This is a genomic window from Halovivax cerinus, from assembly GCF_024498195.1.
GTDB lineage: Archaea > Halobacteriota > Halobacteria > Halobacteriales > Natrialbaceae > Halovivax > Halovivax cerinus.
In genome coordinates, this window is record NZ_CP101824.1 from 3025949 (window position 1) to 3049022 (window position 23074).

The window sequence follows — 23074 nt, forward strand, 5'->3', positions numbered from 1 at the left end:
CTCTCCGCGCTCACTCGGACCCGTCGACTGGGTCGATCCGCCAGAGGCCGAGCCAGTCGAGAGTCGCCCGGACGAACAGATAGACGACCAGTCCGAATCCAGCGAACAGGAAGGGTGCGCGGGCCAGATCGGCCGCATCGCTCCCGATGACGAACCCGCCGAATCCCCGCACGAAGAAACTCAGGACGACCAGCCCGATCGCCACGACCGCGTACGTGACGAAGTCCTGTCGATCCATACGGATCGATCGACAGCCGCCGTTAAATCCGCTTGGATACGACTTCGGCCCGGTTTGGCGTACGAACGGTTGTGAACGACCCGTCCGTGAAGAAATGGATGACTACCGATCGTAGGTTCCTCGGCGACTGAGTGTCCGGAAAATACTGGTATCTCTCCCTGAAGTGGGCATTATCTGGGCAGGTGAAATAGGGCCGTCCATGGATCGACGAACCGCATCATCACGTCGTCGCACGCTCGAACGAATCGGCGCAGCGATGGGCGTCGTCTGGCTCGCCGGGTGTTCCGACGGCGGCGGGCCCGAAGACGACGGTGACGGAGGCGATACCGGCGACGATGGAATCGAGACGGGAGACGGAGCGGACAACGAGACGGACGACGGCGTCGGAGACGACGACAACGAGACGGACGGTGCGGGTAACGAAACCGCCGACAACGAGACGGCCGGAAACGAGACGAATGGAAACGAAACTGACGGCAACGAGAGTACCGGTGGCGGTGCGAGCGGCGCGATCGAACCGGACACGTCGATCGAATTCAGCGCACAGACGACCGCGTGGGTAGGAATCGCGCCCGACGCTATCGCCGACCAGGACAACCCGGAGCTCACCTTGCATGGCGGCGAATCCTACGAGATCGGCTGGACCGAGGGCGACGGTGCGGGCCACAACATCGAGATCTGGGACTCGAACGGTGAGGTCATCGACGACCTCTCGACGGAGGTCGTCTCCGATCCGGGGGACGGCCAGTGGCTCCAGTTCGAAGCGAGCGACGAGATGGCGAACTACGTCTGTCAACCGCACCAGACGACGATGATCGGGGACATTTCCGTCGAGTAACGGGCACCCGATTCGGACGGGCAGAGCGGCGGGAGGAAGACGATTTGGGCGGAGCGAAATAGCGCAGTCGCTTTCGGAAATCGTGTCGCCCGGAACACTAACGTCCAGCGTCATCCCTGGCGGCGTGCCGTGTCGGCTGGCTAACCCTCGTGCCGGGCGGGCGAGATTCCGTCAGGAATCTCGATATGCGAGGCGGTGTGAACCGCCGCAGTGTGTCGCGTACCCGGGTTCTCCGTCCGTCATCGCACCCGTGCAGGTACGCTCTGGTGGGGACTGAGGTACGCACTGGTCGTAGGTTGGCGCTGCGGAAAACGCTTCCCGTTAGTTAGTGATCCGGCGTGAGTCTCGGTGACGTCAGTAGACGTAGTCGTCCTCGGCGAACTGGACGTAGCCGCCGTTTCGGTACCCGAACTTACGGCGTTTGTACGCGAGGAGGAGTTTAGTGGCGCCGACGCCGGCGGAGTAGCCGCGACTGAGCAAGCCGTCGCCGCGGCTGTCACGGTGACCGTCGCCGATCATACTATCCGCGACGCCGAAGACGCGGTCCCAGTCGTCCGGTTCGTACTCGGCGACGATGTCCGCGAACGAGACGTTACGCAGGATCTCGCTCCCGATCGCCCGTTTCCAGACGTCGTTGTACGATCCGAGCTCGTCGATCGCGGCGAGACGACCGGCGATCTTGCCGGTTCGGACGGCGACGTGGTAGCCGCCCTCGTGAAACGCCGAGGTGGTACCCATGGCGCCACCGGCGACGGCGATGCCGGCCTGGACGGGTGAGTCGATCGGTCGCGTCGATGAGATCGGGTACGTCTCGGTTCCCTTCGACTTACCGCGGTCTTCGACACGTGGGATGTCCGTTTCGACGTCGCACTCGTCGCCGTAGACCGTCTCGAGCAGGCGATCGATATACGTCGACCCCGACGGGATTCCGTCGTCGTCCGGTCGCAGGAGGCGATACGATTCCGGGTGCGCGACGTCGTCGAGCGACATTCCGATCGGCATCGTCAATCCGACGCGGGCGACCGTTCCGTCGTTCGGGAAGACCCAGGGATAGGCCGTTTCACCGGGCATCCACCCCCACCAGAAGAGCAGACGGTCGTCCGGGAACAGGTCCGCCGGGAACTCGCGATACTCCTGGTAGGCGATGTGATTGGCCTCGGGTGGTGAGAGGAACTGCGACATGCTCGTTCCGGCCGGGGTGAACTGGTCGAGCGCGTCGAGCGTGATCCGGCGCTGGGGGCCGTCGGCCAGGACGACGCGGTCGGCTTCGAGTTCGTCGCCGTCCGATAGTGTGAGCGTGTGGGTCTGTCCGCCGGCCGTGCGGTCGGTCTCGAACGAGGAGACGCTCGTCCCAACGCGGACGTCAGCGCCGGCGTCGACGGCCCGTTCGTGGAGCCAGTCGTCCATCTGCGTTCGATCGAACGTGAATCCGAATCCGGGGTACGTCGAGTCCATCCCGGTCGTGTCGATCCTCACGCGGTTGTCGGGCCCGATGAAGTCCGTCCCCGACAACTCCCTGAGAACGACGTCGTCGGGAATCTCCCGATAGTCTTCGTCCATAATGTCGACCCAGTAGTCGAGCATCCCGGCTGCGTCAGTCGAATCTGGGCCGAGTTCGTCACGGTCCTCCCGAGGGACGCCCTGTTCCAGACAGACCGTCTCGGCACCGTGGGCGGCCGCCTGCTCCGCGGCCGACGCGCCTGCGGGTCCACCACCCACGATCGCGACGTCTACGCGTTCCATACGGCGCACCACACAATGACCCCTAATAAGCGGTCTGAAACGAATCGTCGTGACGTGATGCTCGCGTGACCGTGCCCGACCGGTCGGTACCGGTACGAGCCTCAGTTCGGTTCGCGCCCCGGGTGTCGTACCGTCGCAGTTTTTACGGGCGGCGTCGGAGTGGTGGCTATGAGCGAGTCACCGAACGTGACAGTCGAGATAGCCGACGAGATCGGCCGCGTCACGATGAACCGACCGGAGAACCACAACGCGATGACTCCGGAGATGGCCGGCGAGATCGCGTTGGGTCTCGGAGACCTCGCGACGGACGACGAGGTCCGCTGCATCGTGCTGACGGGCTCCGGCGGAACGTTCAACACCGGCGCGGATCTCGCCGGTCTCGAGGGCGACGAACGCGACGAAGCGGTCATCGACTCGGTGGCCGACCCCTTACACGAGAGTGTGCGAACGATGACGACCGCGCCGAAGCCGGTCGTCACAGGGATCAACGGTGTTGTCGCCGGTGGCGGGCTCGGACTCGCACTCGCGTCCGACGTCGCGATCATGTCCGAAGACGCCCGAATCCAGTACGCGTACCCGTCGATCGGCCTCTCCGGTGACGGGGGCATCACCTGGCTCTTGCCCCGCCTCCTCGGGCTTCGACGGGCACAGGCGTTCGCCCTCCGTAACGAGGGGTTCGACGCGCATGAGGCGGTCGAGGTCGGCCTCGTGACCGAGGCCGTGCCGACCGACGCGTTCGACGACCGTCTCGCGGAGGCGGCGACGGAGCTGGCCGCCGGTCCGACGAAGGCCCTCGGAACGATCAAACGGTTACTGTTCGACGGTGCCGATCGCTCACTCGACGACCACCTCGCGCAGGAACGAGACGAACTGACGGGCCTCACGGCCACCGACGATTACGCGATCGGGATCGACACCTTCTTCGACGACGAGGAACCGGACTTTTCGGGCCGGTAACGACGAACACGGGTCGAGTCGACGGATTCGACCTGCCACCTCCGCTCCGCCCGGTTCGAACCGCCCATCGAACACATCAGCGCGACCGTTCGTCGAACACACCAGTGCATCCGTCAGCCGAACACACCAGTGCACCCGTCAGCCGAACACACCAGTGCGTATTTGACGCGTCCGCGAAATGTCGTGCGTATGGTCGGAACAGAGCCATCACCGGACGGAGCCGACGGCGCTCGCCACGTCGGCGTCGCCGTGTTCGCTATCCTCGTCGTCCTCTTCGCGCTCGTCGAGGGAACGCGTCCACTCGCGTTCGCCCTGCTGTGGATCGCCGCCCCCGTTGTGGCCTTCGGGAGCCTTCTGCAGGTGATCCGGGGCTCGGTAACGCTTCGCAGCGGACGCGGACTGATCTTCTCTATGTGGTGTGCGGCGGTCGTAACGGTAACGATGCCGCTCGGAGCGCTCGTCGTCGAACGGCGCCTCGGCGAGGCGCTTACGTTTCTCGGGTTCTTCGCGGCCCTCGTCGCCATCGGATTCGCCAGACTGTCGGTGTCCGAATCGCACGACGAGCGCGGCCGCGATGTACCGCCGCCGATCGATCCGGACGCTCCGGCGCCGACACCCTCCGACGCACCGACGGAGGAATCGTAGTCCCTGACCGGAGGGTGCACACACTCGCTCGGATTTCACGGAGTGAGGTGCCGTGTCGGTTTGATGGTCGCGGGGGCCGTACGCGATACCATGTCGCGGGGGGAGACGCTGGCGGCGATGCTGGCGGACGTACCACGGGTGGTGATACTCTGCCACGACAACCCGGATCCGGACTGCCTCGCGAGTGCCCTCGCGTTCGAACACATCGCGATCGCACACGGGGTGGCGGACACGTCGATCGTCTACGGCGGCGAGATCTCCCACCAGCAAAATCGAGCCTTCGTCAACATGCTCGACATCGACGTCGAACGAAACGGAACCGTCGACACGGACGGGTTCGTCGCGTTCGTCGATCACGCGCGCCGCAGCGTCTCGTCGGCCGGTGCGGACGTCGACCCCGACGCCGTCGTGGATCACCACCCAGGCCCCGACGTCGACGCGCCGTTCGTGGACGTGCGGCCCGACTACGGGGCGACGGCGACGATATTCGTGGAGTACCTGGAATCGCTGGACCTGGACGTCCCGCCGCGCCTGGCGACCGCCCTGCTATTTGCGCTCCATCGCGAGCGGCTCGACTTCGTCCGTGAACCGACCCGCGCGGAGTACGAAGCGGCGCTCGTCGTCTACGACCGGGCCGACCTCGACGCGCTCGAACAACTCTACGGAAGCGCCTTCACACCGGCGACGCTCGATGCGATCGGGGAGGCGATACGATCGCGTTCGCGCCGTGGTTCCGCGCTGGTCGCGACGGTCGGGCGAACGACCGAAACCGACGCGCTTCCACAGGCCGCCGACTACCTGTTGAACGTCGAGGGAGTCAACACGGTGTTGACCTACGGCATCGTCGGGCGAACGATCAGGCTGAGCGCGCGCTCCATCGATCCTCGAGTGAACGTCGGTGAAACGCTCCGCGACGTGTTCGGCGACCTCGGTCCGGCCGGCGGTCACCACGATATGGGCGGTGGCACGATCGACCTCGGTATCTTCGGCGACGTCACCGACAGTGACGACGCCGGTATCCTGCTCTCGATATTGAACCCACGCATCGAGGATCGGTTCTTCGACGCGTTGCGACTCTCTCCGGACCGGTGAGCCACGCTCGAGACCGATCCGAAGCGAATCACGTCCGAACACCGGCCCGGCGACGGGCACCGCGTTCGAACGTGGCGTGACGCTTCGACACCTGGTACGATTGTCCGCCAGTTTTCGATCCAGTCGACTCTGTCGGGGTCCGATCACCGCACTCGCCCCATGTCGGACTGGTAGCCGAGATACTCGTCCCGTTCACAGAGTCGCCTCCCGACCAGCTGGCGGTACTATTCGGTCGCCGCCGTACGAGAGCATCCGACCGTTGGTCAGTGCTGAGAGAATTGTGTCCGTCAGCCAGTGCCGAGAGCGATCCGTTCGCTGGACAGTGCCGAGAGCATCCGCCCGAGAGCCAGCGCAACGAGCCCTCCGTCCGTGGATTAGTGTCCGGCAGGCACACGTCAGTGGCCCCGTCGAGAACCCTGGTAGCCGGTGTGTCGAATCACTTCCTTTTTACAGGCTGACGGGGAATGGCGAGTATGAGCTTCGAAGAAGACGATCGAGTCGTCCTCTCGGACAAGCACAGCGAGTTCGACGGCGAGACGGGCACCATCACCCAGACGATGGAGTCCATGTTCGGCGACGTGACGTACACCATCAGCTTCGAGGACGGGCAGGAAACCGGCGTCCCCGAGGACGCCCTCGAATCGGCTCCGGACGACGCCGACACAGACGAAGCGTAACGAGGGCGACGCACGCACGCACACATCGACAACTCCCTCGCCGTACTGTCCACGAGACAACACACTCAGTGCGGCCCTCCCGTCCGATTTCACACATCCGACCCATGTCGAAGATTCCCTTACACTACGTCGACCTGCGAGCGTTCTGCTACGCCACGGAAGACGACAAACGCGTCGAGCAGGCGCTCGAACACTTCCTCCCGGAGGACGTCGATCTCGAGCGTACCGAGACGACGGGCCACTACGGCGACCGCATCCTCGTCTACTCGGTCCGTGTCGAACGCGCGGACGAGCTCAGACACGTCCTCGACCGGCTGGCGGCGGGGCCGGACGTCGACCGCGTGATCGACGAACTCGACGATCGCGTCACGGAGAACACGGAACTGTTCCTCAGCCTCGACAAGCAGTCCGCGTTCGGGGGAACGACGCGACTCGGAGACGGCATCACGTTCCGGGGGAAACTCGAGGCCTACCCCGCAACGCGCGAGGCGGCCGTCGAGAACGCTCGAACGCTGCTCACCGAACTGGTCTCAGACTCGACAGCGTAACCCTGTCGCGCTGGAATCACCGCCGGAGCGCGTCACTTTTGAGGCGACCGGTAGATGGGTCCGTCATGGACGTACCCGTCGTCGGAGACGATCCGATTCGCGAGGAGGTCGCTGCAGCGTTGACAGACGTCGACGTCGGAGTCACCGACGCGACAGCGGACGAACTCGCAGACGTCCCACTCGCGGTGGTCGGCGGTATCGCGGGAGCCGAGGTCTTCGCAACGGCGAACCGGAGCGCCCGGCAGGGGAACACGCCCTGGATCGCCGTCGAGGTGGGCGGTGTCGGCGGTCACCCGATTTCGTCGATCGACGCCGCAGTCGCAGCGTTCGGCCCCGATACGGCCTGCTTCGAGTGTCTCAGAGCACGCGTACGCTCGACGCGGGACGAACCCACCTCGTCGAAGCCACGGGGCGCCAGGGCGAACGCCCGCCTCGCCGGTGCGGTCGCCGGTCGAGAGTGCGTCCGACTCCTGACCGACGGCGGTGACGACCTCCGCGGATCGGTGCTCGAACTCCCCCACGCTCGTCGTGTGGTTCTCCCGGTCCCGGGCTGTGATTGTCAGGAGTCGCCCAGGAATCGGTCCATCGATCCGGCCGACGACGATGAGCGATCGCTCGAGGAGACGGTCGACGCGATGGATCGCGCAATCGACGACCGCGTCGGCATCGTCCGATCGATCGGCGAGATCGACTCGTATCCGATTCCGTACTACCTGGCCACGCTCGCGACCACGAGTCCCTACAGCGACGCGACCGCCCCAACGAACGCCGCGGGCGTCGACGAGGACTGGAACCGTGCGTTCGTGAAGGCGATCGGTGAGGGGCTCGAACGCTACTGTGCGGGCGTCTACCGCGAAAGTGACTTCGTCGCCGCACCCGCGGCAGACCTCGATCGTGTCCTCGAACCCACCGACATCGTCAGGCCGGACGACGCCGCGTCGTTCGATCCGACGGCGTCGACGCTGTGGATCGACGGCGTCGAGCTCTCGTCTGGAGAACGGACCCACCTGCCGGCCGACGCGATTCACTTTCCCCAGCCGGGGCCGGGTCACGTCCCGCAGATAACGACCGGCCTCGGTCTCGGCTCCTCGGTGGCGGACGCCCTCTTCGCGGGCCTGACGGAGGTCGTCGAACGCGACGCGACGATGCTCTCGTGGTACTCGACGTTCGAACCGCGCGAACTCGACGTGGCCGACGACCGATTCGACCGGATCGCCCGTCGTGTCGAGAGCGAGGGGCTCACAGTGACGCCGCTGGTAGTCACACAGGACGTCGACGTTCCGGTCGTCACAGTTGCACTCCACCGAACGGACGGCGAGTGGCCGGCGTTCGCAGTCGGTTCCGCGGCCGATCTGAACGCCGTCGATGCGGCCCAAAGCGCGCTCGCTGAGGCGACGCAGAACTGGATGGAACTGCGTTCGATCGGACGAGAGGAATCCGCTGATGCGGGCGCCTGGATCGGAACGTACGCCTCGTTCCCCGATCCGGCTCGTGCGTTCGTCGACACGTCGGAGTCGGTCGCCGCGACCGACCTCGGCCCGGGCGAGGATCTCGACGCTCAGATGGCCGTCGAGACGGTCGTCGATCGCCTCGTCGAGGCGGATCTGACGCCGTACGCCGGTCGAATCACCACTCGGGACGTCGAGAAACTCGGGCTCGAGGCGGTGCGCGTCGTCGTCCCGACGGCGCAGCCGCTCTTTACGGACGAGCCATACTTCGGCGACCGGGCAGAGGCGGTTCCCCGTGCGCTCGGCTTCGAACCACTGCTCGATCGCGAGCCGCATCCGTACCCCTGAGTGGACTCACGGGACGCCTCGTCGTGGACGATATCTCCGATTGGGGCTGGTGCTACCGTCGTGAGCGGTCAGGTCACTCACGGTAGGAGAGGGCGAGGTCGAGTCCGTCGTCCGTGATCGTAATCGTGAGCTGTTTGGTGTCCTCGCCGACGAGGGTCGTTTGCTCTTCGATCACGGCGCTCTCGTCAGGTTCGTCGCCAGCGAGTTCGACTCGTTTGACGACGACCTGTGCGTCCACGTTCGGGATGCGACCGATTTGCGTCGTCGCGTCGACGGGAACGGCGATCGGATCGTCGAACACTTCCTGACCGTTCTCGATCCGCGTCGCGGTGACGACGAGGCCCGTCGCCGTGTCGGTCTCGTTCTCACCGATGAGGAGGACCGGCATACTGAGCGTGAAGTTGTAGATGAAGAAACCCACGAGTCCGAACGCGGAGAGACCGCCCGCACCGGTGAGGAGTGTTCGTCGATTCACACCCGTACCTAGCCGTCGTAAATCCCTTAGTGTTACCATTTCGGCTCCGACCGCAGTTACCCGGCCGACCAGTACACCGACTGGCCCGTGAGTGAGCGCTGCTGATCACTCAGAATTCGGCGAATAGTTGGGCGCCTCGTCGGTGATGACGACGTCGTGGGCGTGTCCCTCGGCCTGGCCCGCACTGGAGACGCGGACGAACTCGGCGCGGTCTTTGAACTCGGAGATCGTCTCGGCACCGACGTACCCCATTCCGGACTGCATCCCTCCGGAGAGCTGGTGGAGTTCTGATTTGAGTGTCCCCTTGTACGGAGTCGCCGCCTCGACGCCCTCGGGGACGTACTCGTCCTCGTCGTCCGGATCTTCCTTGAGATAGCGCTCTGTGTCGCCCGATTTCATCGCACCGACCGAACCCATGCCGCGGTACTGCTTGTACTTCTTGCCGTTCATCGTGACGACGCGGCCGGGCGCCTCGTCGGTTCCCGCGAAGTACGATCCGAGCATGACGGCGTCGGCACCGGCGGCGATCGCCTTGATGGCATCGCCGGAGTAGCGGATGCCGCCGTCGGCGATGACGGGGACGTCGTGTTTCGCGGCGACGTCTGCGACCTGCGAGACGGCAGTGATCTGGGGCATGCCGGCACCGGAGACGACGCGCGTCGTACAGATCGATCCGGGACCGATACCCACCTTGATGCCGTCGGCGAAGTCGACGAGTTCTTCGGCAGCCTCACGCGTGCCGACGTTACCGACGACGACGTCCGCATCGACGCTCTCTTTGATTTCGGTCGCGCCGTCGATGACGTTCAGGTTGTGTGCGTGGGCGGTGTCGATGAACAGCACGTCCGCACCCGCCTCGTCCGCGGCCAGCGCACGATCCATCTCGAAGGGGCTGACGGCGACGCCGACGCGCAGTTGCCCGTCGGCGTCGCGGACGGCCTGTTCGTACTCCCGGCGCTGGAGGATGCCCTGCATCGTCACCAGACCGACGAGGAGGTTCTCGTCGTCGACGACGGGGACGCGTTCGATCTTGTGGTCGTACATGAGGTCGAACGCGTCGCGCGCGTCGATATCGTCCGGTGCCGTGATCACCTCGTCGGTCATCGCCTCCGTGACGGGGTCGTCCTCGTTCACCTCGAGGTGTGGCCTGATGTCCGTACTGGAGATGATGCCCAGGACCTCGCCCCGGGTGTTGACGACGGGCGCGCCGCCGACACCCTCGCGGGCCATCAACTCGTCGACTTCACGGACCGACATCTCCGGATCGGCGGTGACCACGTCGTCGAAGGGGATGATGAGTTCGTCCGCGCGCTTGACGCGGGTGATCTCCTCGACCATCCGGTCGATCGTCATGTTCCGGTGGAGGACGCCGAGGCCGCCCTGTCGCGCCATCTCCACGGCCAGCCCGCTCTCCGTGACAGTGTCCATCGCAGCGGAGAGGATGGGAATCGACACCTCGACGTTGGTCGAGACGCGCGTGGTGAGATCGGCGTCGTCGGGTTCGACCCGGCTCTCTTTGGGTCGAAGCAGGACGTCGTCGAACGTCAGCGCCTCGGGTACCCGCAACTTCTCCGAATAAAATTCGTCCGGTGGAACGTCGTTCGCCATGTAAACTGTCCGACTGGGCCACCCAAAAACGTTGCGAGACGTTCCTAGTCGAGACGTTCGAGAACGGGTGTGACGTGTAGCGATCGTGGCGTGAAACCCCATCTCACGCAACGTTTAACCGATCACACTCTGTTTATATTCACATGAACGCTGTGATGGCTTCAGATTCCGGAACCGCTGGCTGGACGAAATTCGACTTCGTCGCGGCCGCTTTTATTCCGGAGAACCCACTCACAGCTCGGGTAGCGATGCGTGGACGGACCCCGATGAGCTGCCGGCTCTCGACCGTTCGTGATCGCGTGACCCACCACCCATCGGCCACGGGGTACGGCCAGTATGCCTAGCCGATGAGTGCCTCCACACACCCGATCGCCAGACGCCTATCCAGCGTCGGCGACTCCGATCTCTCACTGCTCGCCCTCGTGATGGGACTTCCCCTGATCGACGGGATCTTTCCGGCGCTCGTCCTCGCGGGAGCCCTGGACGACCCGGTCGGGGCGATCCAGGTCGGCTTGCTCATCTTCGGCGGGAGTGCGACGGTCGCCGTGATACTCGGTGAGCTAGACGGGTCGCCACGAGAACAGGCCCGCGTGGTACTCATCGTGGGACTCCCGTTGATTGCACTCGCCGCGCTGCAGGCGGCCGTCGCACCTTCGATCGCGAGCGTGCTCGACCTGTTCGTCTTCGAACGCTTCGCGGCGCTCGTCATCGCGGCTGTCGCCGCGAAGACCGCCAGCGCGACCATCGGCGAGTACCTCCCGAGCCCGGCCGTCGTCATCGGGCTCGGTCTGCTCGCCAGCCTCGATCCCTCCGGCGCCACGTTCGAGCTCCTCGCCGACCCCGCACTGGTCGCGAACGCGACCCTCGCGGCCGTGATCGGCGTCGGGTTCGCCCTCTCGCTGGCCGTCTTCGGACCGAGGCTTCGTGACTACGTCGACGTGGATCGATTCCGGTTCGGCTGTGCCCTCGCGCTCGGACTGCTCCCGCTGTCGCTCCTCGGGATGGCGTTCGGACAGGCGCCCCTCGCCGTCCTCCTGGTCGCCGGCCTCTTCGCCCTCGATCCTGGCGGCGACGAGACAGACGACGAGTCGCCGTCTCCAGAAAGACCGTCGATGGGCACCCCCAACGCACACCGTACGGATGGCGGGTCGCCGCCGTCTCGTCAGGAATCGGAGGACGATGCGTACGGAACGTACCCCGGCGACGACTCGACCGATACGGTCGGTCGAGCGCCGTGGCTCTAGGGGCCACCATCTACGGGGCCACGAACGGGTACGCCACGTTCGACGGTGAGCCGGTCGCCGACTCGGACCGGTTCACAGTTCTCGTGCGTCGAGTGTTCGATTATGAGACGTCAATCGTGTACACAGTTCGTATCGACCCCTCTCGTTCGATTGTCGTACCGCCCCCGGAATCGAAACCACTTTAGGGTGCTTGCTCTTAGCCGAATCCGAGGGGTCGTGGCCAAGCCAGGCATGGCGACTGACTCCAGAGGCACGCCCGCCCGGGACGACACTCCAGCTGATATACTGATCGAGTGGCTGATCACCGCTCGTGTGATGACCCTCTGGAGTACCGAGGTGGGTCCGGAGATATCAGTCAATCGGGGGTTCAAATCCCTCCGACCCCATGTGACATAAAAAGGAAGAGCGGCCAACACGGCCGTTTCCGACATTTTTCCGAAAGTAGTGTTTCGGGGTGGCCTGCGTGAGCGCGGACCGTTCCGATATCGACCCCGAGATTTTCCGAAAGCGGGTCTTCGTTGCACCCCCGCCGACCACGGATCGAGCGTTCCGGTGTGGTGAGTGTCGTGCGCGCTGCACACTCCTGCTCGACGGTCACTCGGAGGCCGGGCACCACTACTACTGCTCGCGACAGATGGAACGGACGGGATCGTATCGTCGGTCGCGACCGACGGGGGTGACCGACGGTGACGCTGACTCGGTTCGCGTACTGCGAGCGGTGTGACGCTCGTCGCGAGCTCGCCCCTGTCGCTGGTGGCGAGGCGCTCGCCTGCTGTCGCTGCGACGCGACCGACGGGGGTGAGCGCCGGTGACAGACGCGTTCGTTATCGCGTCGGCGCTGTACGACGTCGTGACGCGATCGACCCTCGTCCACCCGGCGAAACAGGCGAGCGATATCGAAGTCCGTGAGTCGGTCGAGAAGGCCGACGAACGACTCGTCACCGACGGCGGGGCGTATAAGCGCAAGTCTGTTCAGACTCGCCTCGATGTCGGAGATACGCGGAAGCCGCGCGCCCTCGAGGACGCGCGACGCGTCACCACTGGCGACCTTGCGCCTCTCGCGATGTGTGCCCACCGGTTCGAGCCGTCAGGCCTTCAGGGATGGTACACTCACGAGTTCGACGACGTACTCCGCCAATGGATTTGTTCGAACGTCGGGAGCGTAATTGCGCGGCTCTCGCCCCACTGTGAGGACCGGCGCGGCGAACTCCCGCCGCTCCACCGATCGGAAGATCTCTGGAGAGGCGAAGAGGATATCGGACCGACGCAGGTGAGGAGGTGAGCGTCGTTGACGAATCGCGACGTTGCTATGGTCGTCTCGATCGTGGTCGCCAGGGAGTACGACTGGATCGAGACTGACGAGGACCACCCGACGTTTCAAGCCTTGAACGCGCTCGTCGCGAACGTGTTGTCGGGCGGCTCGATCGCCGAGGAGTAATTCCGGCCGTCGTTCGCGCTCGATCCGACGCGGCGCCAGCTGCACATCGTCGACACGCTCGACGCGGTCGGCGTCGAGTACCAGGTGATCAACGATCGCGACGGCCGGGCCGACGAAGCGCGACCGACCGAACACGGTACCATCTTGGGCCGGGTGCTCGCCTGTCTCGGTGCGCCCGTCGGACCGAAGGCACAGCAACAGCTCACCGTGCCCGGCTACCTGGCCGACGCGTCCGACGAGACGCGCGAGTCGTGGGTGCTGTGCTACCTGGAAAACCGCGCCATCGAGCCGGTGAACGAGATCGTCCGGTTTCGCGAGGAACGAAACGACGGCTACCTCCGTGACCTGTCCGCGCTGATCGCCGACGTTTCCGATTCGGACGTGTCGGTTTCCGAAAAGAACGTGATTCTGTCGACGGCCGCGACCGAGTCACTCGGATTCGTCTGAGACTTCCAGGTCGGACGCATCGAGCTCGCCCGCGAGGTAGGGGCGTTCCTTGTCGGTGATTCGGTAGGGTGACCCCTTCCGATCCTCGGTTTTTTCGAGATACCCATTTTCAGGCAGTGAACGTGTCGTCCAAGAGAGTAACCAACACACATATTAGATTCCCAACATTTAACGAACACGATTTCAGAAAGTGCCGTATAGGTCCGGGTCGGCGGATTTTGTTGGAGAAGGAGTGTATAACCAACGCCTAGTTCCGCTTCCCCGAGCATTAAGTCTCGTGAGATGAACAATCGTGTGTGATGGAACAACGTAGCACGAATTCGGCTGGGAATTGGTTTGGCGAGCAAACTAGGTTCTGCTCGTCGAACGACTCCGGAATCAACACCACCGGTATCGGTGGCAATTCCGGCGAGTCCGGCACCAGAGGTGGTGAGCCATGACGACCGGCATCTTCTACAATACGCTAATCGGCCTTGTGGCGAGCGTAGCGCTGTTACTGCTCGTGGTGTTCCCACGACACGGTGCAACCGCATCGACCGACGTACGGCGAGCGTGGGCGTGGACCTTCGGTACCCTCGGTGGGTTGCTCGTGGTGATGAACCTCCACATCAACTTCGTCTGGCCACTCCCCGGAGTCGCTAACATCGTCTTCGGTGAACCGGCGCTTCTGTTTGGAGCCCTCCTGGTTGCAGCGGCAGCGATCATATACAGGACGCCGGTCGAAGATACCGACGATTCGATCGAGGAGGCATCAGGAGATGGCGGAATCCGTAGCCTCTGGGAGGTTGGCGAACTCCCCACCGAACTGGTCGTGGCACTCCGTCCAGTCGGCTACGTTGGCGCCTTCGCTGGTCTGATGACGATTCTACTTGGGTGGGGGACCGCAGCTTTCGCCGAAATCGTCTTCCGAGCACCGGCCGCCGAGTGGCCAACGGGAATCGTCGCCGGGACTGGCATCGAAGTCGTCTATATGACTGGCACGTACACTATTCTCGGAATTGGAGCCATCCTGGTCCCGTTCGGCCTCCACAATCCGCCCCGCCTGCGAACCGCAGGGAAGTTCCTCACAGTAGCCGCACTCTTGTTGTTGTTTATCACGCTCATCAGCTTTGTCGGCCACATATCGCTCACCGCTGGATACCAACCGTGAGGACTCTGAAGGGATACTACCCATCCAGCATCCGTTCAGAACTGCCAACGTAGCTCCGCGTCCGTGGTCACACTCGGCCACCAACCGATCACCGTCCGGATCGTGGGGATCGACGGGTCGGATCGGCAGAGCCGGAACCGCTCGGTACTGCCACGGTAGGACTTCTCGATGAACCGCTGACCGGCCCAGCCGCGCTGGGCTGCGACGTAGCCGAACCAGTTGGTGATCGACCGGGTCAGGGTGAGGCCGTATCTGTAGACACGTTCACCGCATTCGATGACGTGTACGGTCTCGTCGATCGTCCGGTAGCAGTGAAACGCCCCTTCGGGATGGATGCCGGCGTGAAAACACGGTCCGTATTGGCCAGTATCGCACAATCATGACGGACACTGTCCGCGACTACACCACGGGAGGGGGGAACCCATCAGCGGTACACCGGTTCCAGTCTAGCAGCGGCGGTCTGTGCAAATTTCGGCACCTAGGTGTGCGGAGGATGGGGCGTCAGGACTCGCGCCACTTGTGGCCGCACTCGACGCAGGTGAACAGCCGAACCTCGTAGGAGCCGCCCGGCTTCGGCATCATCTCGGAGGAGACCCGCTCGCCGTCGCAGTCGTCCACCGGACAGGGCACCTCCATCGTCTCGGTGGAGCCCTGGGTCGCGTCGACTACAGACGGTGCCCCATCGTCCCGCTGTCCATCCCGGGTCGCCATCGCCGTTTCTGCGTGAGAGTTCCGCGTCTCCTCGTTCTCACAGGAGCGACAGACCCACCTGTCGCCCTCCGTGTGCATCATCGAACCACACTCGTCACAGAAGTGCATATACCGGAGGGATGCACGGTCGATGGACATATGTGTTAACTTCCGATTCGACCGCAGTGTCTGTGTTCGAGGCTGTCGTCCGTGAACATCACCAGCCAGTCCATCTTCTCGTTGGGCGGATAGTACAGGTGCTGTCTGTCGTCCCAACTATGGACGAGGAGACAGTCGTCGTCGACCGCGTCCAAGAGGAGCGACAGCACTGACTCCTGATTCGCGAGGTGACAGCAGAGAGAGAGAGAGAGAGAGAGAGAGAGAGACGGCAATGACCAGACCGAACGTCCCGAGATCGGCGTCCGGCACGTTGGTAACGTCCAGCCAGCGAAACGTGACGTACGACGCAGCATACTGGTCCTTGGCGATTATGAGGGCAGTTCGGTACTGACCGACGGCGACCACGTCGAAGCGGTCGTGGTGTCTCGATCACCCCATGACAGCTTCCGGAGCGACGGATATCGTGGCGAGAAGACAGACGAATACGAGGATCGCTGTGACTCGCAGAATACCAGTCGCTCGTCGTCGAGTTTTCGGGAGGGACTCGGCGATCCCGGACAAGGCCGTTCCGGCTATCATAAATAGAACGAAACGTCCCACGGTCGAATTTCCCAATACCGCGTAATATACGTAGAGACTCGAAATAAGGAGTGCGCTACAGAGTTGGACCAGTGCAAAGGGCCGACCAGCGGGTTCACTGAACACGACGTCGCCGATGGTGGAGGGCATTGAATGTGCGTTATGGCGCGACGTACAGGTAGTAACTGCATTCGACCAACCTCGTTTATTTATTATTCCAACGAATAGAGGTAGCGGTACCGTCGCCGCTACCCACCGATGGAACCCGATGGGACGGTGTCAGAAGGAATCTCCAAGCGATAGGTACTCCACGTGACGAGTTGGGTGATTGGGACTGCGAGCCGATCGGACCCGTACAACATTTGGACTGGGGACCGACTGACGACCGGATTCGGTCGAACGATCGCGGGGACGAAACTGAGTTACCCGTCTGCAGCGCGGCGGTCAGTCGGTGATGGCACTCCTGAACGCGCAGGAAGGGTCAGATCCACACGCCGGAGCAACTGCGCGTTTATCGCGACGATCACCGTACTCAGTGACATCAAGAGCGCGCCGACGGCGGGCGACAGCAGAATACCGATCGGTGCGAGCACGCCCGCGGCGAGCGGAATCGCGAAGACGTTGTATCCCGCAGCCCAGACGATGTTCTCCTGCATCTTTCGGTAGCTGGCCGTGCTGAGTTTGACGAGTCGGACGACGTCCATCGGGTTGTTCTGGACGAGAATGACGTCGGCCGACTGGACCGCGACGTCGGTACCGCTCCCGATCGCGATTCCGACGTCGGCTCGCGTCAGCGCCGGCGCGTCGTTGACGCCGTCACCGACCATCCCCACGAGCTTGCCCTGATCTTGCAGTTCCTGGACCGTCACGTCCTTGTCCTCGGGAAGTACCTCCGCGAACACCGTGTCGATGCCGAGTTCGTCGGCGACGGCGTTGGCGACGTCACGCGAGTCGCCGGTGAGCATCGCCACCTCGATACCCAGGTCGTGCAGGGCGTCGACGACCCGGTGACTCTCTTGGCGGATCACGTCGGCCATCGCGAACGCCGCGAGTAGTTCTCCCTCCCGAACCAGGTAGACCACCGTCTGGGCGTTCTCGCCGGCGTCGTCGGCGAACGACTGTAACTCCGCTGGCACGTCGCTCTCGAGGTGGTCCAGAAGGTTCGGGCCGCCGACGTACACCTCCCGACCATCGACAGACGCCCGAACGCCGCGTCCCTTCAACGCCTCGAAGTCCTCGGCTGCCGGGACGTCCACGCCCCGCTCGTTGGCGGCCTCGCGGATGGCACGGGCGATCATGTGCTCGGAATCCCCCTCGACGGCTGCGGCCAGCGCGAGCGTTTCGTCCGCGTCGACGCCCTCGACCGTCGCCTGACCGACGACACCGTGTTCGCCTTCGGTGAGCGTCCCGGTCTTGTCGAAGACGATCGAATCGAGGTTCCGGGCGTCCTCCATGGCGATGCGATCGCGGACGAGTATCCCGTTTCGGGCGGCCATCGACGTGTTGATCGCGACCACGAGCGGAATCGCGAGGCCGAGCGCGTGGGGACAGGCGATGACGAGGACGGTTACCGTCCGGGCGACGACGTCCGCACCGAAGGTGGTCGCGACGGTCCACGCCACGGCCGTGACGGCAGCGGCGGTGAGGGCCGCGTAAAACAGCCACCCGGCCGCACGATCGGCGAGCATCTGTGTCTTCGACGTGCTGCGCTGGGCGTCCTCGACGAGGCGCATGATCCCCGCCAGGGTGGTGTCTTCGCCGATCGCATCGACGCGAACGCGGAGGCTCCCGTCGCCGTTGACGGTCCCGCCGATGACCTCGTCGCCGGGCGCTTTCGAGACCGGCTTCGACTCACCGGTTATCATGGCCTCGTTCACGTCGGAGTCGCCCTCTTCGACGACGCCATCTGCAGGCACGCTCGCGCCGGGGCGAACGAGGACGAGGTCACCTTCGGAGAGATCGCTGACCGGAACGTCCTCCGTCTCGCCATCCTCCGTAATGCGCTCGGCGGTGTCGGGCATCAGCCTCGCCAGTTCGTCCAGGGCGCTGGAGGCCCGTCGAACGGAGCGCATCTCGATCCAGTGACCCAGCAACATGATATCGACGAGCGTCACCAGCTCCCAGAAGAAGGGGTCGCCGACGTCGACGGCGACGGTCGCGAGGCTGTAGACGAACGCCACGGTGATCGCCATCGAGATGAGCGTCATCATCCCGGGCGTGTGGTCTCGCAGTTCGGGGACGGCCATCTTCAGGAAGGGAACGCCACCGTAGGCGAAGACGATCACCGCGAAGACGGGTGTGATCCACTCGCTTCCGGGCACCGCCGGGACGGAAAATCCCAGCCACCCCTGGAGCGTCTCGCTGTAGAGGAGGACCGGGATCGAGAGCAGCGTCGAGACGAAAAAACGCCGTCGGAACAGCTGTTCGTGGCCGGCGTGCATCCCGCCGTGGTCGCCGTGGTCGTCGTCACCGTGTTCGTGTTGGAAGTCGCCCGCGCCTCGATTCGTATCGGTGGCTTCGGCGTGTCCTTCGAGCATCGACTGTTCGACGCCCGGTTCGGCAGTCCCCGTCGGTTCCCCGGTATCGGTTCCGGTGGTGTCGCGGTGGTGATCGTGCTCCCCAGACGATCGTCCATCGTCCGTGTTGTGTTCGTCGTCCATGGTCATCTCAGTGCGTGGCTGGAGACCAGCAGAGATGTCGGATGTACGGTGTGGGTGCGTGAAAAAGGTGGGTACGAATGGGTGAGTTTCACGCTGGGTGACTGTATCGTCCGTCTCGACGGTCGATCTGGAGGCACCAACGAGCAGGCGTATTCTCACCGTCTTACGCCGGTCACGCGAGGATGGCGCTCTCCCGCGTACGAACACGTGATGGGATTTCCGACACGGTCTACACCATCAGTAGATTGTCGACCGGTTCCACGTCGATCAGTCGCGACCGTACGTGTGAAAGTCGACGGCCTGTTCGAGGAGATCGTCAGGAATTCCGGGAACTTCGGCGGATCGTACCGGTCCCAGTTCGTCTATGGTTTCTAGGTCGCGTGGAAAGTCACGGAGCTGGAAGTGGACGTCGATGCCGGCCTTCGCTCCCTGTCCGAGTGCGACCGGAACCTGGTTGTGACCGGGCGTGCAGTCGCCGACCGCGTAGACGTCGTCGACCGAGGTCCGGCCGTGATCGTCGACGGCTATCGTCCCGTCGGCCTCGAGTTCGCACCCGAGTTCTCGGGCGAGGCCGTTGTTGTAGTTGGCGCCGTACATCGCGAATCCGCCCGTGTACTCTCGCACGGCCCCATCCTCGAATTCCAGTGCCTCCAGCCAGCCGTCCTCGCCGTTCTTGACCCCCGAGATATCCGATTCGATCACGTCTATCGGGTGTGCATCGAGAACTGCGGCCGTCTCGTCGCTCCACTCCGGTGATGCTCCCCGCGTCAGGATGTCCACGTCGTCCGTGAAGTTCAACATGATTCCCGCGACGTGAGCCGTGCTCTCGCCGTGACCCATCACGTAGACCGGCTCGTCGACGAACATGTACGCATCACAGTGCAAACAGTAGTGGAGGCCACGGCCGGTCCGAGGCAAGGGCGGTTCGGGTCGAACGTCGGTGAACCCCGTCGCGAGGACGACGACGTCGCCCGCGTACTCGGCCGCATCGCCCGACAGGTGGATCGAGCCGTCACCGTCGTCGCGAGAGCACGAGGTCACCAGGTCGCGGTGGATCTCGCAGCCGTAATCCTCGAGCTGATCGCGACCGACGCCGAGGTACTCGGCACCGCTCGTCTCCTCTCGTACGCCGAGTACGTTGTGGACGTCCCGCATCATCGCCGCCCGGCCGCCGCCGCGATCGACGAGTGCCGTTCGGTGGCCGAGTCGTGTCGTGTACAGCGCCGCTGTCATCCCGGCCGGGCCGCCGCCCACCACGACGACATCGTATTCGTGGCTGGGGATCGATTCGGTCATGCAAGCGACGGACGATATCGTCCGGTAAATAGCTCACCGGCGAGTTCTACTCGGTGGGTTCGGCTGTTCGATCGGCCGAACGCTCCCGGGCGTCCAGGTGAGGACTCGGAGAGCGTTCGATCGGTGCGAATCGGGTTCTCGTCGGTCGATCGGCGATCGATCGCGGTCAAAACGTGAGCACCTCGTAGCCGTCGTCCACGAGCGAGCGGAGGCTGGGGTGACCGTCGTGTTCGCCCAGCGTACTGACGGTCGCGTCGTCGACCGCGTCCCGGACGCCGAACGCACCGGTACAGAAGTCACAGGCCGCAGCGTCCTCCCGGACTGCGTCGTAGAGGTCGTGATAGTCGCTACCTTCGTCTTCGAGTTCGGGGATCCACTGCGTTCCCGCACCGTCGAAGATCAGTTCGACGTCGTCGCCGTCGGTTTCGGCGAACTCCCGTGCCGTCTCGAGCCCGTTCACGAGTCGGCCAGTGTCCGCGTGCGATTCGGTCCCCGCGAGGATCACGACTGCTGCGTTCGTCATGCACTCCGAGCGACGAAGAGCGTGGTCAAAAGGTCTCGCGAACGGTCCGGTAACGCCGTTACGGACTGGTAAGTGCCCGATGTGTGTCGACAGCTCCACTCACGCTATCGACTCCTCCTTCGTCGCCGCCGACGTCAGGTGGGTCCGTCCCCATTCGGCCATCTCCAGAATGACCGGTTCGAGCGAGACGCCCAGTTCAGTGAGCGAGTACTGGACGCGGACCGGTTTTTCGTTGACGATCTCTCGGTCGATCAACCGCTTCTCCTCTAGATCGTCGAGCACGTCCGAGAGAACCTTGCTCGAGATGCCGCCGATTTCGTCCTGGAGCGCGTTGAACCCGAGCGGTCCGGTGTCGAGCAGTCGATGGACGACGACCGGATGCCACTTCTTCCCGATCATCGTCGCAGTCGAGGTGACCGGACACCAGTCTTCGCCTGCACACCACACCTCGAATTGCTGCGTCGGTTCGTCCATACGCTGGCCATCGAGGTGGACTCCTTTATAGTTACGTATCGTAACTCGATTACTGATAGTTAGTCACTTACTGCCCGTACGTTCGATCGAGATACGCCACGATCTCGTTACTCTCGGGCATTCCCGTAACGCCCTCGTCGGGATCGACGAGTACCGGAACGCCAGCCTGGCCGCTCACTTCCCTGACCGCGGGCCGATGCGATCGACTCGGGGCGACCTCGTGACGTTCGTACTCCAGGCCGAGGGAGTCGAGCTTGTTCTCGACTGTGGCACAGTACGGACACCCGGTGAGGCTGTAGAGTTCGAGCATGCGTTTGACCGGTACTGTCACGGTGGGGAAAAGCCTCAGGCGAGGACGCGGTAACCGGGTAACTGGTGGGTAATTGCGAGTCGAATCGGTCGCGACGCCCGGCACGTCCCTCCCACCCACGGGTACCATCGAACGTCGGGTCGGTTCACCGGCCGAATTCCATCTTCCGGGAGGGGTGGGCCGTTCGGAAGCGAAATGCGACGGGTACGCTGACGTCCGGACCAGGCGAGAGACGCTTCGTACGTCGAACCGTTCGCGGCCGGTAATCGATGTCGCCGTCACCACCCTACGTGAGCGAGAAAATTATCACGACGTAGCCGTTCTCATTTCCCATGAACGTCCGTCAGGTCGTCCCGAAGGACGCGATTCCGAGCATCGACGCGCCGACGTTCGGGACGGAGTACGTCGGCGGCGGGGACGACGACGTGATCGTCGTCGAGACGTCGCCACCGAAAGCGTACCCCGTTCGCATCCTGCAGTACCACGAAATCGTAAACGACGAACTCACGGACGTGCCGTGGGAGGCGGGCCAGGAATCAACCAATGAGTTCGACGGCGCAGAACCGATCCCGATCGCCGTCACGTGGTGTCCGCTCTGTGCCAGCGCGGTCGTGTACGACCGGCGACTCGACGGCGACGTTCTGACGTTCGGCGTCAGCGGGAAGCTCGCCGACGACGATCTCGTGATGTACGATCGGGAAACCGACTCCGAGTGGAAACAGTCGACCGGCGCGTGTATCGCCGGTCGATACGAGAGCCGTCGGCTGCCGGTCCGTCCGAGCGCGGTCACCACCTGGCGAACGTTCCGTGACCGGTACCCGACCGGAGTCGTCCTCCAGCCGGTCGAAGACGCCCGGAGTGAAGCCGCGAGCGAGGACGACGTGCCCGCACCGATCGACTACGACGACCGACCCTACGCGGGCTACTTCGACGGTGACGGCTTCGGGCTGGCCGCCCATCGCGGGACAGACGACGCCCGCTCCTGGGACCGAGCGGATATCGATCCCAAAACCGTCATACTGGGGCTCGAGGTGAATAGCGACGCGGTCGGATTTGCGCTCCCTCGAGTGAACGCGGCGGGTGGTGTCGTCCACGAGACGATCGCGGGCACTCCGGTGGTCGTGTTCGCGACGGACGACGGCATTCACGCCTTCGAGAACCCGGGCTACACGTTCGAACGGACTGAGGACGGGGCGTTCCGGGCCGATTCGACGACGTGGACGGGATCGACCGGTGAATCGGCCGACGACCGGCGGCTCAGACGACTGCCAGCGCAACGGCTCTTCGCGTTCGCGTGGCAGGACGATCACGGCCCGGACGCGTTCTACGGGTAAGTCCGGGCGAACCGAATTCAGACCACGACACGAACCCGGTGTGTCAGTCGGCAGCGACTGGCCGTATTGTGCGCCTGCGAAGTTTTTCACGGGATCGGCCGATCGATACCGCGTGGAGGCCCTACGCATCGACGAGATCGAAAACGAAGTTGGGACCGGCGACGATCCCCCGGCGGGCTGACCGACCCGCTC

26 protein-coding genes and 1 tRNA gene are annotated in these 23074 nt (G+C 64.0%); 15 read left to right on the forward strand and 12 right to left on the reverse strand.

Annotated elements, in window-relative coordinates:
• Window positions 1-10: 10 nt before the first annotated feature.
• Window positions 11-238, reverse strand: coding sequence for a hypothetical protein (locus NO366_RS14330; protein ID WP_256531466.1), 228 nt, complete (start codon window positions 236-238; stop codon window positions 11-13).
• A gap of 199 nt (window positions 239-437) precedes the next feature.
• On the opposite strand from NO366_RS14330, the gene NO366_RS14335 reads away from it, so the two are divergent.
• Entirely contained in the window at window positions 438-1076 is a 639-nt protein-coding gene (locus NO366_RS14335; protein ID WP_256531467.1) for a plastocyanin/azurin family copper-binding protein, read from the forward strand.
• A gap of 354 nt (window positions 1077-1430) precedes the next feature.
• Here the strand turns inward: NO366_RS14335 and NO366_RS14340 are convergent, their stop codons facing one another.
• Window positions 1431-2819, reverse strand: a complete 1389-nt coding sequence (locus tag NO366_RS14340) for an NAD(P)/FAD-dependent oxidoreductase (protein WP_256531468.1) — start codon at window positions 2817-2819, stop codon at window positions 1431-1433.
• Between the two features lie 168 nt (window positions 2820-2987).
• On the opposite strand from NO366_RS14340, the gene NO366_RS14345 reads away from it, so the two are divergent.
• The 6 genes from NO366_RS14345 to NO366_RS14370 all read left to right on the forward strand — a co-directional run bounded on the left by NO366_RS14345 (window position 2988) and on the right by NO366_RS14370 (window position 8534).
• Window positions 2988-3776, forward strand: a complete 789-nt coding sequence (locus NO366_RS14345) for an enoyl-CoA hydratase/isomerase family protein (protein WP_256531469.1) — start codon at window positions 2988-2990, stop codon at window positions 3774-3776.
• A gap of 189 nt (window positions 3777-3965) precedes the next feature.
• On the forward strand, window positions 3966-4421 hold the full coding sequence (locus tag NO366_RS14350; RefSeq protein ID WP_256531470.1) for a hypothetical protein: 456 nt from the start codon (window positions 3966-3968) through the stop codon (window positions 4419-4421).
• 90 nt (window positions 4422-4511) lie between these two features.
• Entirely contained in the window at window positions 4512-5513 is a 1002-nt protein-coding gene (locus NO366_RS14355; protein WP_256531471.1) for a DHH family phosphoesterase, read from the forward strand.
• A 473-nt stretch (window positions 5514-5986) separates the two neighbouring features.
• Window positions 5987-6190, forward strand: a complete 204-nt coding sequence (locus tag NO366_RS14360) for a DUF1918 domain-containing protein (protein ID WP_256531472.1) — start codon at window positions 5987-5989, stop codon at window positions 6188-6190.
• Window positions 6191-6294: 104 nt separating this feature from the next.
• Window positions 6295-6738 (forward strand): RNA-binding protein, encoded by a 444-nt coding sequence (locus tag NO366_RS14365; protein ID WP_256531473.1) that lies wholly within the window; start codon window positions 6295-6297, stop codon window positions 6736-6738.
• Between the two features lie 65 nt (window positions 6739-6803).
• Window positions 6804-8534 carry a YcaO-like family protein gene (locus tag NO366_RS14370; protein ID WP_256531474.1) on the forward strand — a complete coding sequence of 577 codons (1731 nt, stop codon included), beginning with the start codon at window positions 6804-6806 and terminating at the stop codon, window positions 8532-8534.
• 73 nt (window positions 8535-8607) lie between these two features.
• Here the strand turns inward: NO366_RS14370 and NO366_RS14375 are convergent, their stop codons facing one another.
• Window positions 8608-9009, reverse strand: a complete 402-nt coding sequence (locus NO366_RS14375) for a hypothetical protein (protein WP_256531475.1) — start codon at window positions 9007-9009, stop codon at window positions 8608-8610.
• 105 nt (window positions 9010-9114) lie between these two features.
• Window positions 9115-10617: an IMP dehydrogenase gene (guaB, locus tag NO366_RS14380; RefSeq protein ID WP_256531476.1), complete on the reverse strand. Its 1503-nt coding sequence runs from the start codon at window positions 10615-10617 to the stop codon at window positions 9115-9117.
• Between the two features lie 347 nt (window positions 10618-10964).
• Here guaB and NO366_RS14385 point away from each other — a divergent pair, with 347 nt between their 5' ends.
• From NO366_RS14385 to NO366_RS14420, 7 genes are all read left to right on the forward strand, one after another.
• Complete coding sequence (locus tag NO366_RS14385) at window positions 10965-11861, forward strand: DUF5794 domain-containing protein (RefSeq protein ID WP_256531477.1); 897 nt, start codon at window positions 10965-10967, stop codon at window positions 11859-11861.
• A 210-nt stretch (window positions 11862-12071) separates the two neighbouring features.
• Window positions 12072-12247 (forward strand) — tRNA-Trp (locus NO366_RS14390).
• 300 nt (window positions 12248-12547) lie between these two features.
• Window positions 12548-12673: a hypothetical protein gene (locus NO366_RS14395; protein WP_256531478.1), complete on the forward strand. Its 126-nt coding sequence runs from the start codon at window positions 12548-12550 to the stop codon at window positions 12671-12673.
• Entirely contained in the window at window positions 12670-13143 is a 474-nt protein-coding gene (locus NO366_RS14400) for a hypothetical protein (protein WP_256531479.1), read from the forward strand. Before NO366_RS14395 ends, NO366_RS14400 begins: the two co-directional genes overlap by 4 nt.
• A gap of 6 nt (window positions 13144-13149) precedes the next feature.
• Entirely contained in the window at window positions 13150-13299 is a 150-nt protein-coding gene (locus NO366_RS14405; protein ID WP_256531480.1) for a hypothetical protein, read from the forward strand.
• 84 nt (window positions 13300-13383) lie between these two features.
• Window positions 13384-13746: a hypothetical protein gene (locus NO366_RS14410; protein WP_256531481.1), complete on the forward strand. Its 363-nt coding sequence runs from the start codon at window positions 13384-13386 to the stop codon at window positions 13744-13746.
• A gap of 436 nt (window positions 13747-14182) precedes the next feature.
• On the forward strand, window positions 14183-14896 hold the full coding sequence (locus NO366_RS14420) for a DUF981 family protein (protein WP_256531482.1): 714 nt from the start codon (window positions 14183-14185) through the stop codon (window positions 14894-14896).
• Window positions 14897-15397: 501 nt separating this feature from the next.
• On the opposite strand, the gene NO366_RS14425 is transcribed toward NO366_RS14420, so the two are convergent.
• From NO366_RS14425 to NO366_RS14455, 8 genes are all read right to left on the reverse strand, one after another.
• Window positions 15398-15715, reverse strand: a complete 318-nt coding sequence (locus NO366_RS14425; protein ID WP_256531483.1) for an RPA12/RPB9/RPC11 RNA polymerase family protein — start codon at window positions 15713-15715, stop codon at window positions 15398-15400.
• 35 nt (window positions 15716-15750) lie between these two features.
• Window positions 15751-15978: a hypothetical protein gene (locus NO366_RS14430; RefSeq protein ID WP_256531484.1), complete on the reverse strand. Its 228-nt coding sequence runs from the start codon at window positions 15976-15978 to the stop codon at window positions 15751-15753.
• Between the two features lie 157 nt (window positions 15979-16135).
• Entirely contained in the window at window positions 16136-16435 is a 300-nt protein-coding gene (locus tag NO366_RS18680) for a DUF8011 family protein (RefSeq protein WP_382274734.1), read from the reverse strand.
• Window positions 16436-16707: 272 nt separating this feature from the next.
• Window positions 16708-18945, reverse strand: a complete 2238-nt coding sequence (locus NO366_RS14435; protein ID WP_382274733.1) for a copper-translocating P-type ATPase — start codon at window positions 18943-18945, stop codon at window positions 16708-16710.
• Window positions 18946-19212: 267 nt separating this feature from the next.
• Entirely contained in the window at window positions 19213-20241 is a 1029-nt protein-coding gene (locus NO366_RS14440) for an NAD(P)/FAD-dependent oxidoreductase (RefSeq protein WP_256531485.1), read from the reverse strand.
• A gap of 166 nt (window positions 20242-20407) precedes the next feature.
• Window positions 20408-20764, reverse strand: a complete 357-nt coding sequence (locus NO366_RS14445; RefSeq protein WP_256531486.1) for a hypothetical protein — start codon at window positions 20762-20764, stop codon at window positions 20408-20410.
• 99 nt (window positions 20765-20863) lie between these two features.
• Window positions 20864-21238 (reverse strand): winged helix-turn-helix transcriptional regulator, encoded by a 375-nt coding sequence (locus NO366_RS14450; RefSeq protein WP_256531487.1) that lies wholly within the window; start codon window positions 21236-21238, stop codon window positions 20864-20866.
• Window positions 21239-21305: 67 nt separating this feature from the next.
• Window positions 21306-21548, reverse strand: coding sequence for a glutaredoxin family protein (locus NO366_RS14455; protein WP_256531488.1), 243 nt, complete (start codon window positions 21546-21548; stop codon window positions 21306-21308).
• 332 nt (window positions 21549-21880) lie between these two features.
• On the opposite strand from NO366_RS14455, the gene NO366_RS14460 reads away from it, so the two are divergent.
• Window positions 21881-22882: a DUF3179 domain-containing protein gene (locus tag NO366_RS14460; RefSeq protein ID WP_256531489.1), complete on the forward strand. Its 1002-nt coding sequence runs from the start codon at window positions 21881-21883 to the stop codon at window positions 22880-22882.
• The last annotated feature ends 192 nt before the right edge of the window (window positions 22883-23074 follow it).

What these genes read in the sequence shown, in the direction of transcription:
- NO366_RS14360 (WP_256531472.1), top strand. Translation starts at nt 5,987, where the DNA reads ATGAGCTTCGAAGAAGACGATCGAGTCGTCCTCTCGGACAAGCACAGC.
- NO366_RS14435 (WP_382274733.1), bottom strand. Translation starts at nt 18,945, where the DNA reads ATGGACGACGAACACAACACGGACGATGGACGATCGTCTGGGGAGCAC.
- NO366_RS14445 (WP_256531486.1), bottom strand. Translation starts at nt 20,764, where the DNA reads ATGACGAACGCAGCAGTCGTGATCCTCGCGGGGACCGAATCGCACGCG.
- NO366_RS14370 (WP_256531474.1), top strand. Translation starts at nt 6,804, where the DNA reads ATGGACGTACCCGTCGTCGGAGACGATCCGATTCGCGAGGAGGTCGCT.
- NO366_RS14345 (WP_256531469.1), top strand. Translation starts at nt 2,988, where the DNA reads ATGAGCGAGTCACCGAACGTGACAGTCGAGATAGCCGACGAGATCGGC.
- NO366_RS18680 (WP_382274734.1), bottom strand. Translation starts at nt 16,435, where the DNA reads ATGCCCTCCACCATCGGCGACGTCGTGTTCAGTGAACCCGCTGGTCGG.
- NO366_RS14340 (WP_256531468.1), bottom strand. Translation starts at nt 2,819, where the DNA reads ATGGAACGCGTAGACGTCGCGATCGTGGGTGGTGGACCCGCAGGCGCG.
- NO366_RS14385 (WP_256531477.1), top strand. Translation starts at nt 10,965, where the DNA reads ATGAGTGCCTCCACACACCCGATCGCCAGACGCCTATCCAGCGTCGGC.
- NO366_RS14330 (WP_256531466.1), bottom strand. Translation starts at nt 238, where the DNA reads ATGGATCGACAGGACTTCGTCACGTACGCGGTCGTGGCGATCGGGCTG.
- NO366_RS14455 (WP_256531488.1), bottom strand. Translation starts at nt 21,548, where the DNA reads ATGCTCGAACTCTACAGCCTCACCGGGTGTCCGTACTGTGCCACAGTC.
- NO366_RS14420 (WP_256531482.1), top strand. Translation starts at nt 14,183, where the DNA reads ATGACGACCGGCATCTTCTACAATACGCTAATCGGCCTTGTGGCGAGC.
- NO366_RS14425 (WP_256531483.1), bottom strand. Translation starts at nt 15,715, where the DNA reads ATGCACTTCTGTGACGAGTGTGGTTCGATGATGCACACGGAGGGCGAC.
- NO366_RS14350 (WP_256531470.1), top strand. Translation starts at nt 3,966, where the DNA reads ATGGTCGGAACAGAGCCATCACCGGACGGAGCCGACGGCGCTCGCCAC.
- NO366_RS14460 (WP_256531489.1), top strand. Translation starts at nt 21,881, where the DNA reads ATGAACGTCCGTCAGGTCGTCCCGAAGGACGCGATTCCGAGCATCGAC.
- NO366_RS14365 (WP_256531473.1), top strand. Translation starts at nt 6,295, where the DNA reads ATGTCGAAGATTCCCTTACACTACGTCGACCTGCGAGCGTTCTGCTAC.
- NO366_RS14440 (WP_256531485.1), bottom strand. Translation starts at nt 20,241, where the DNA reads ATGACCGAATCGATCCCCAGCCACGAATACGATGTCGTCGTGGTGGGC.
- guaB (WP_256531476.1), bottom strand. Translation starts at nt 10,617, where the DNA reads ATGGCGAACGACGTTCCACCGGACGAATTTTATTCGGAGAAGTTGCGG.
- NO366_RS14450 (WP_256531487.1), bottom strand. Translation starts at nt 21,238, where the DNA reads ATGGACGAACCGACGCAGCAATTCGAGGTGTGGTGTGCAGGCGAAGAC.
- NO366_RS14335 (WP_256531467.1), top strand. Translation starts at nt 438, where the DNA reads ATGGATCGACGAACCGCATCATCACGTCGTCGCACGCTCGAACGAATC.
- NO366_RS14355 (WP_256531471.1), top strand. Translation starts at nt 4,512, where the DNA reads ATGTCGCGGGGGGAGACGCTGGCGGCGATGCTGGCGGACGTACCACGG.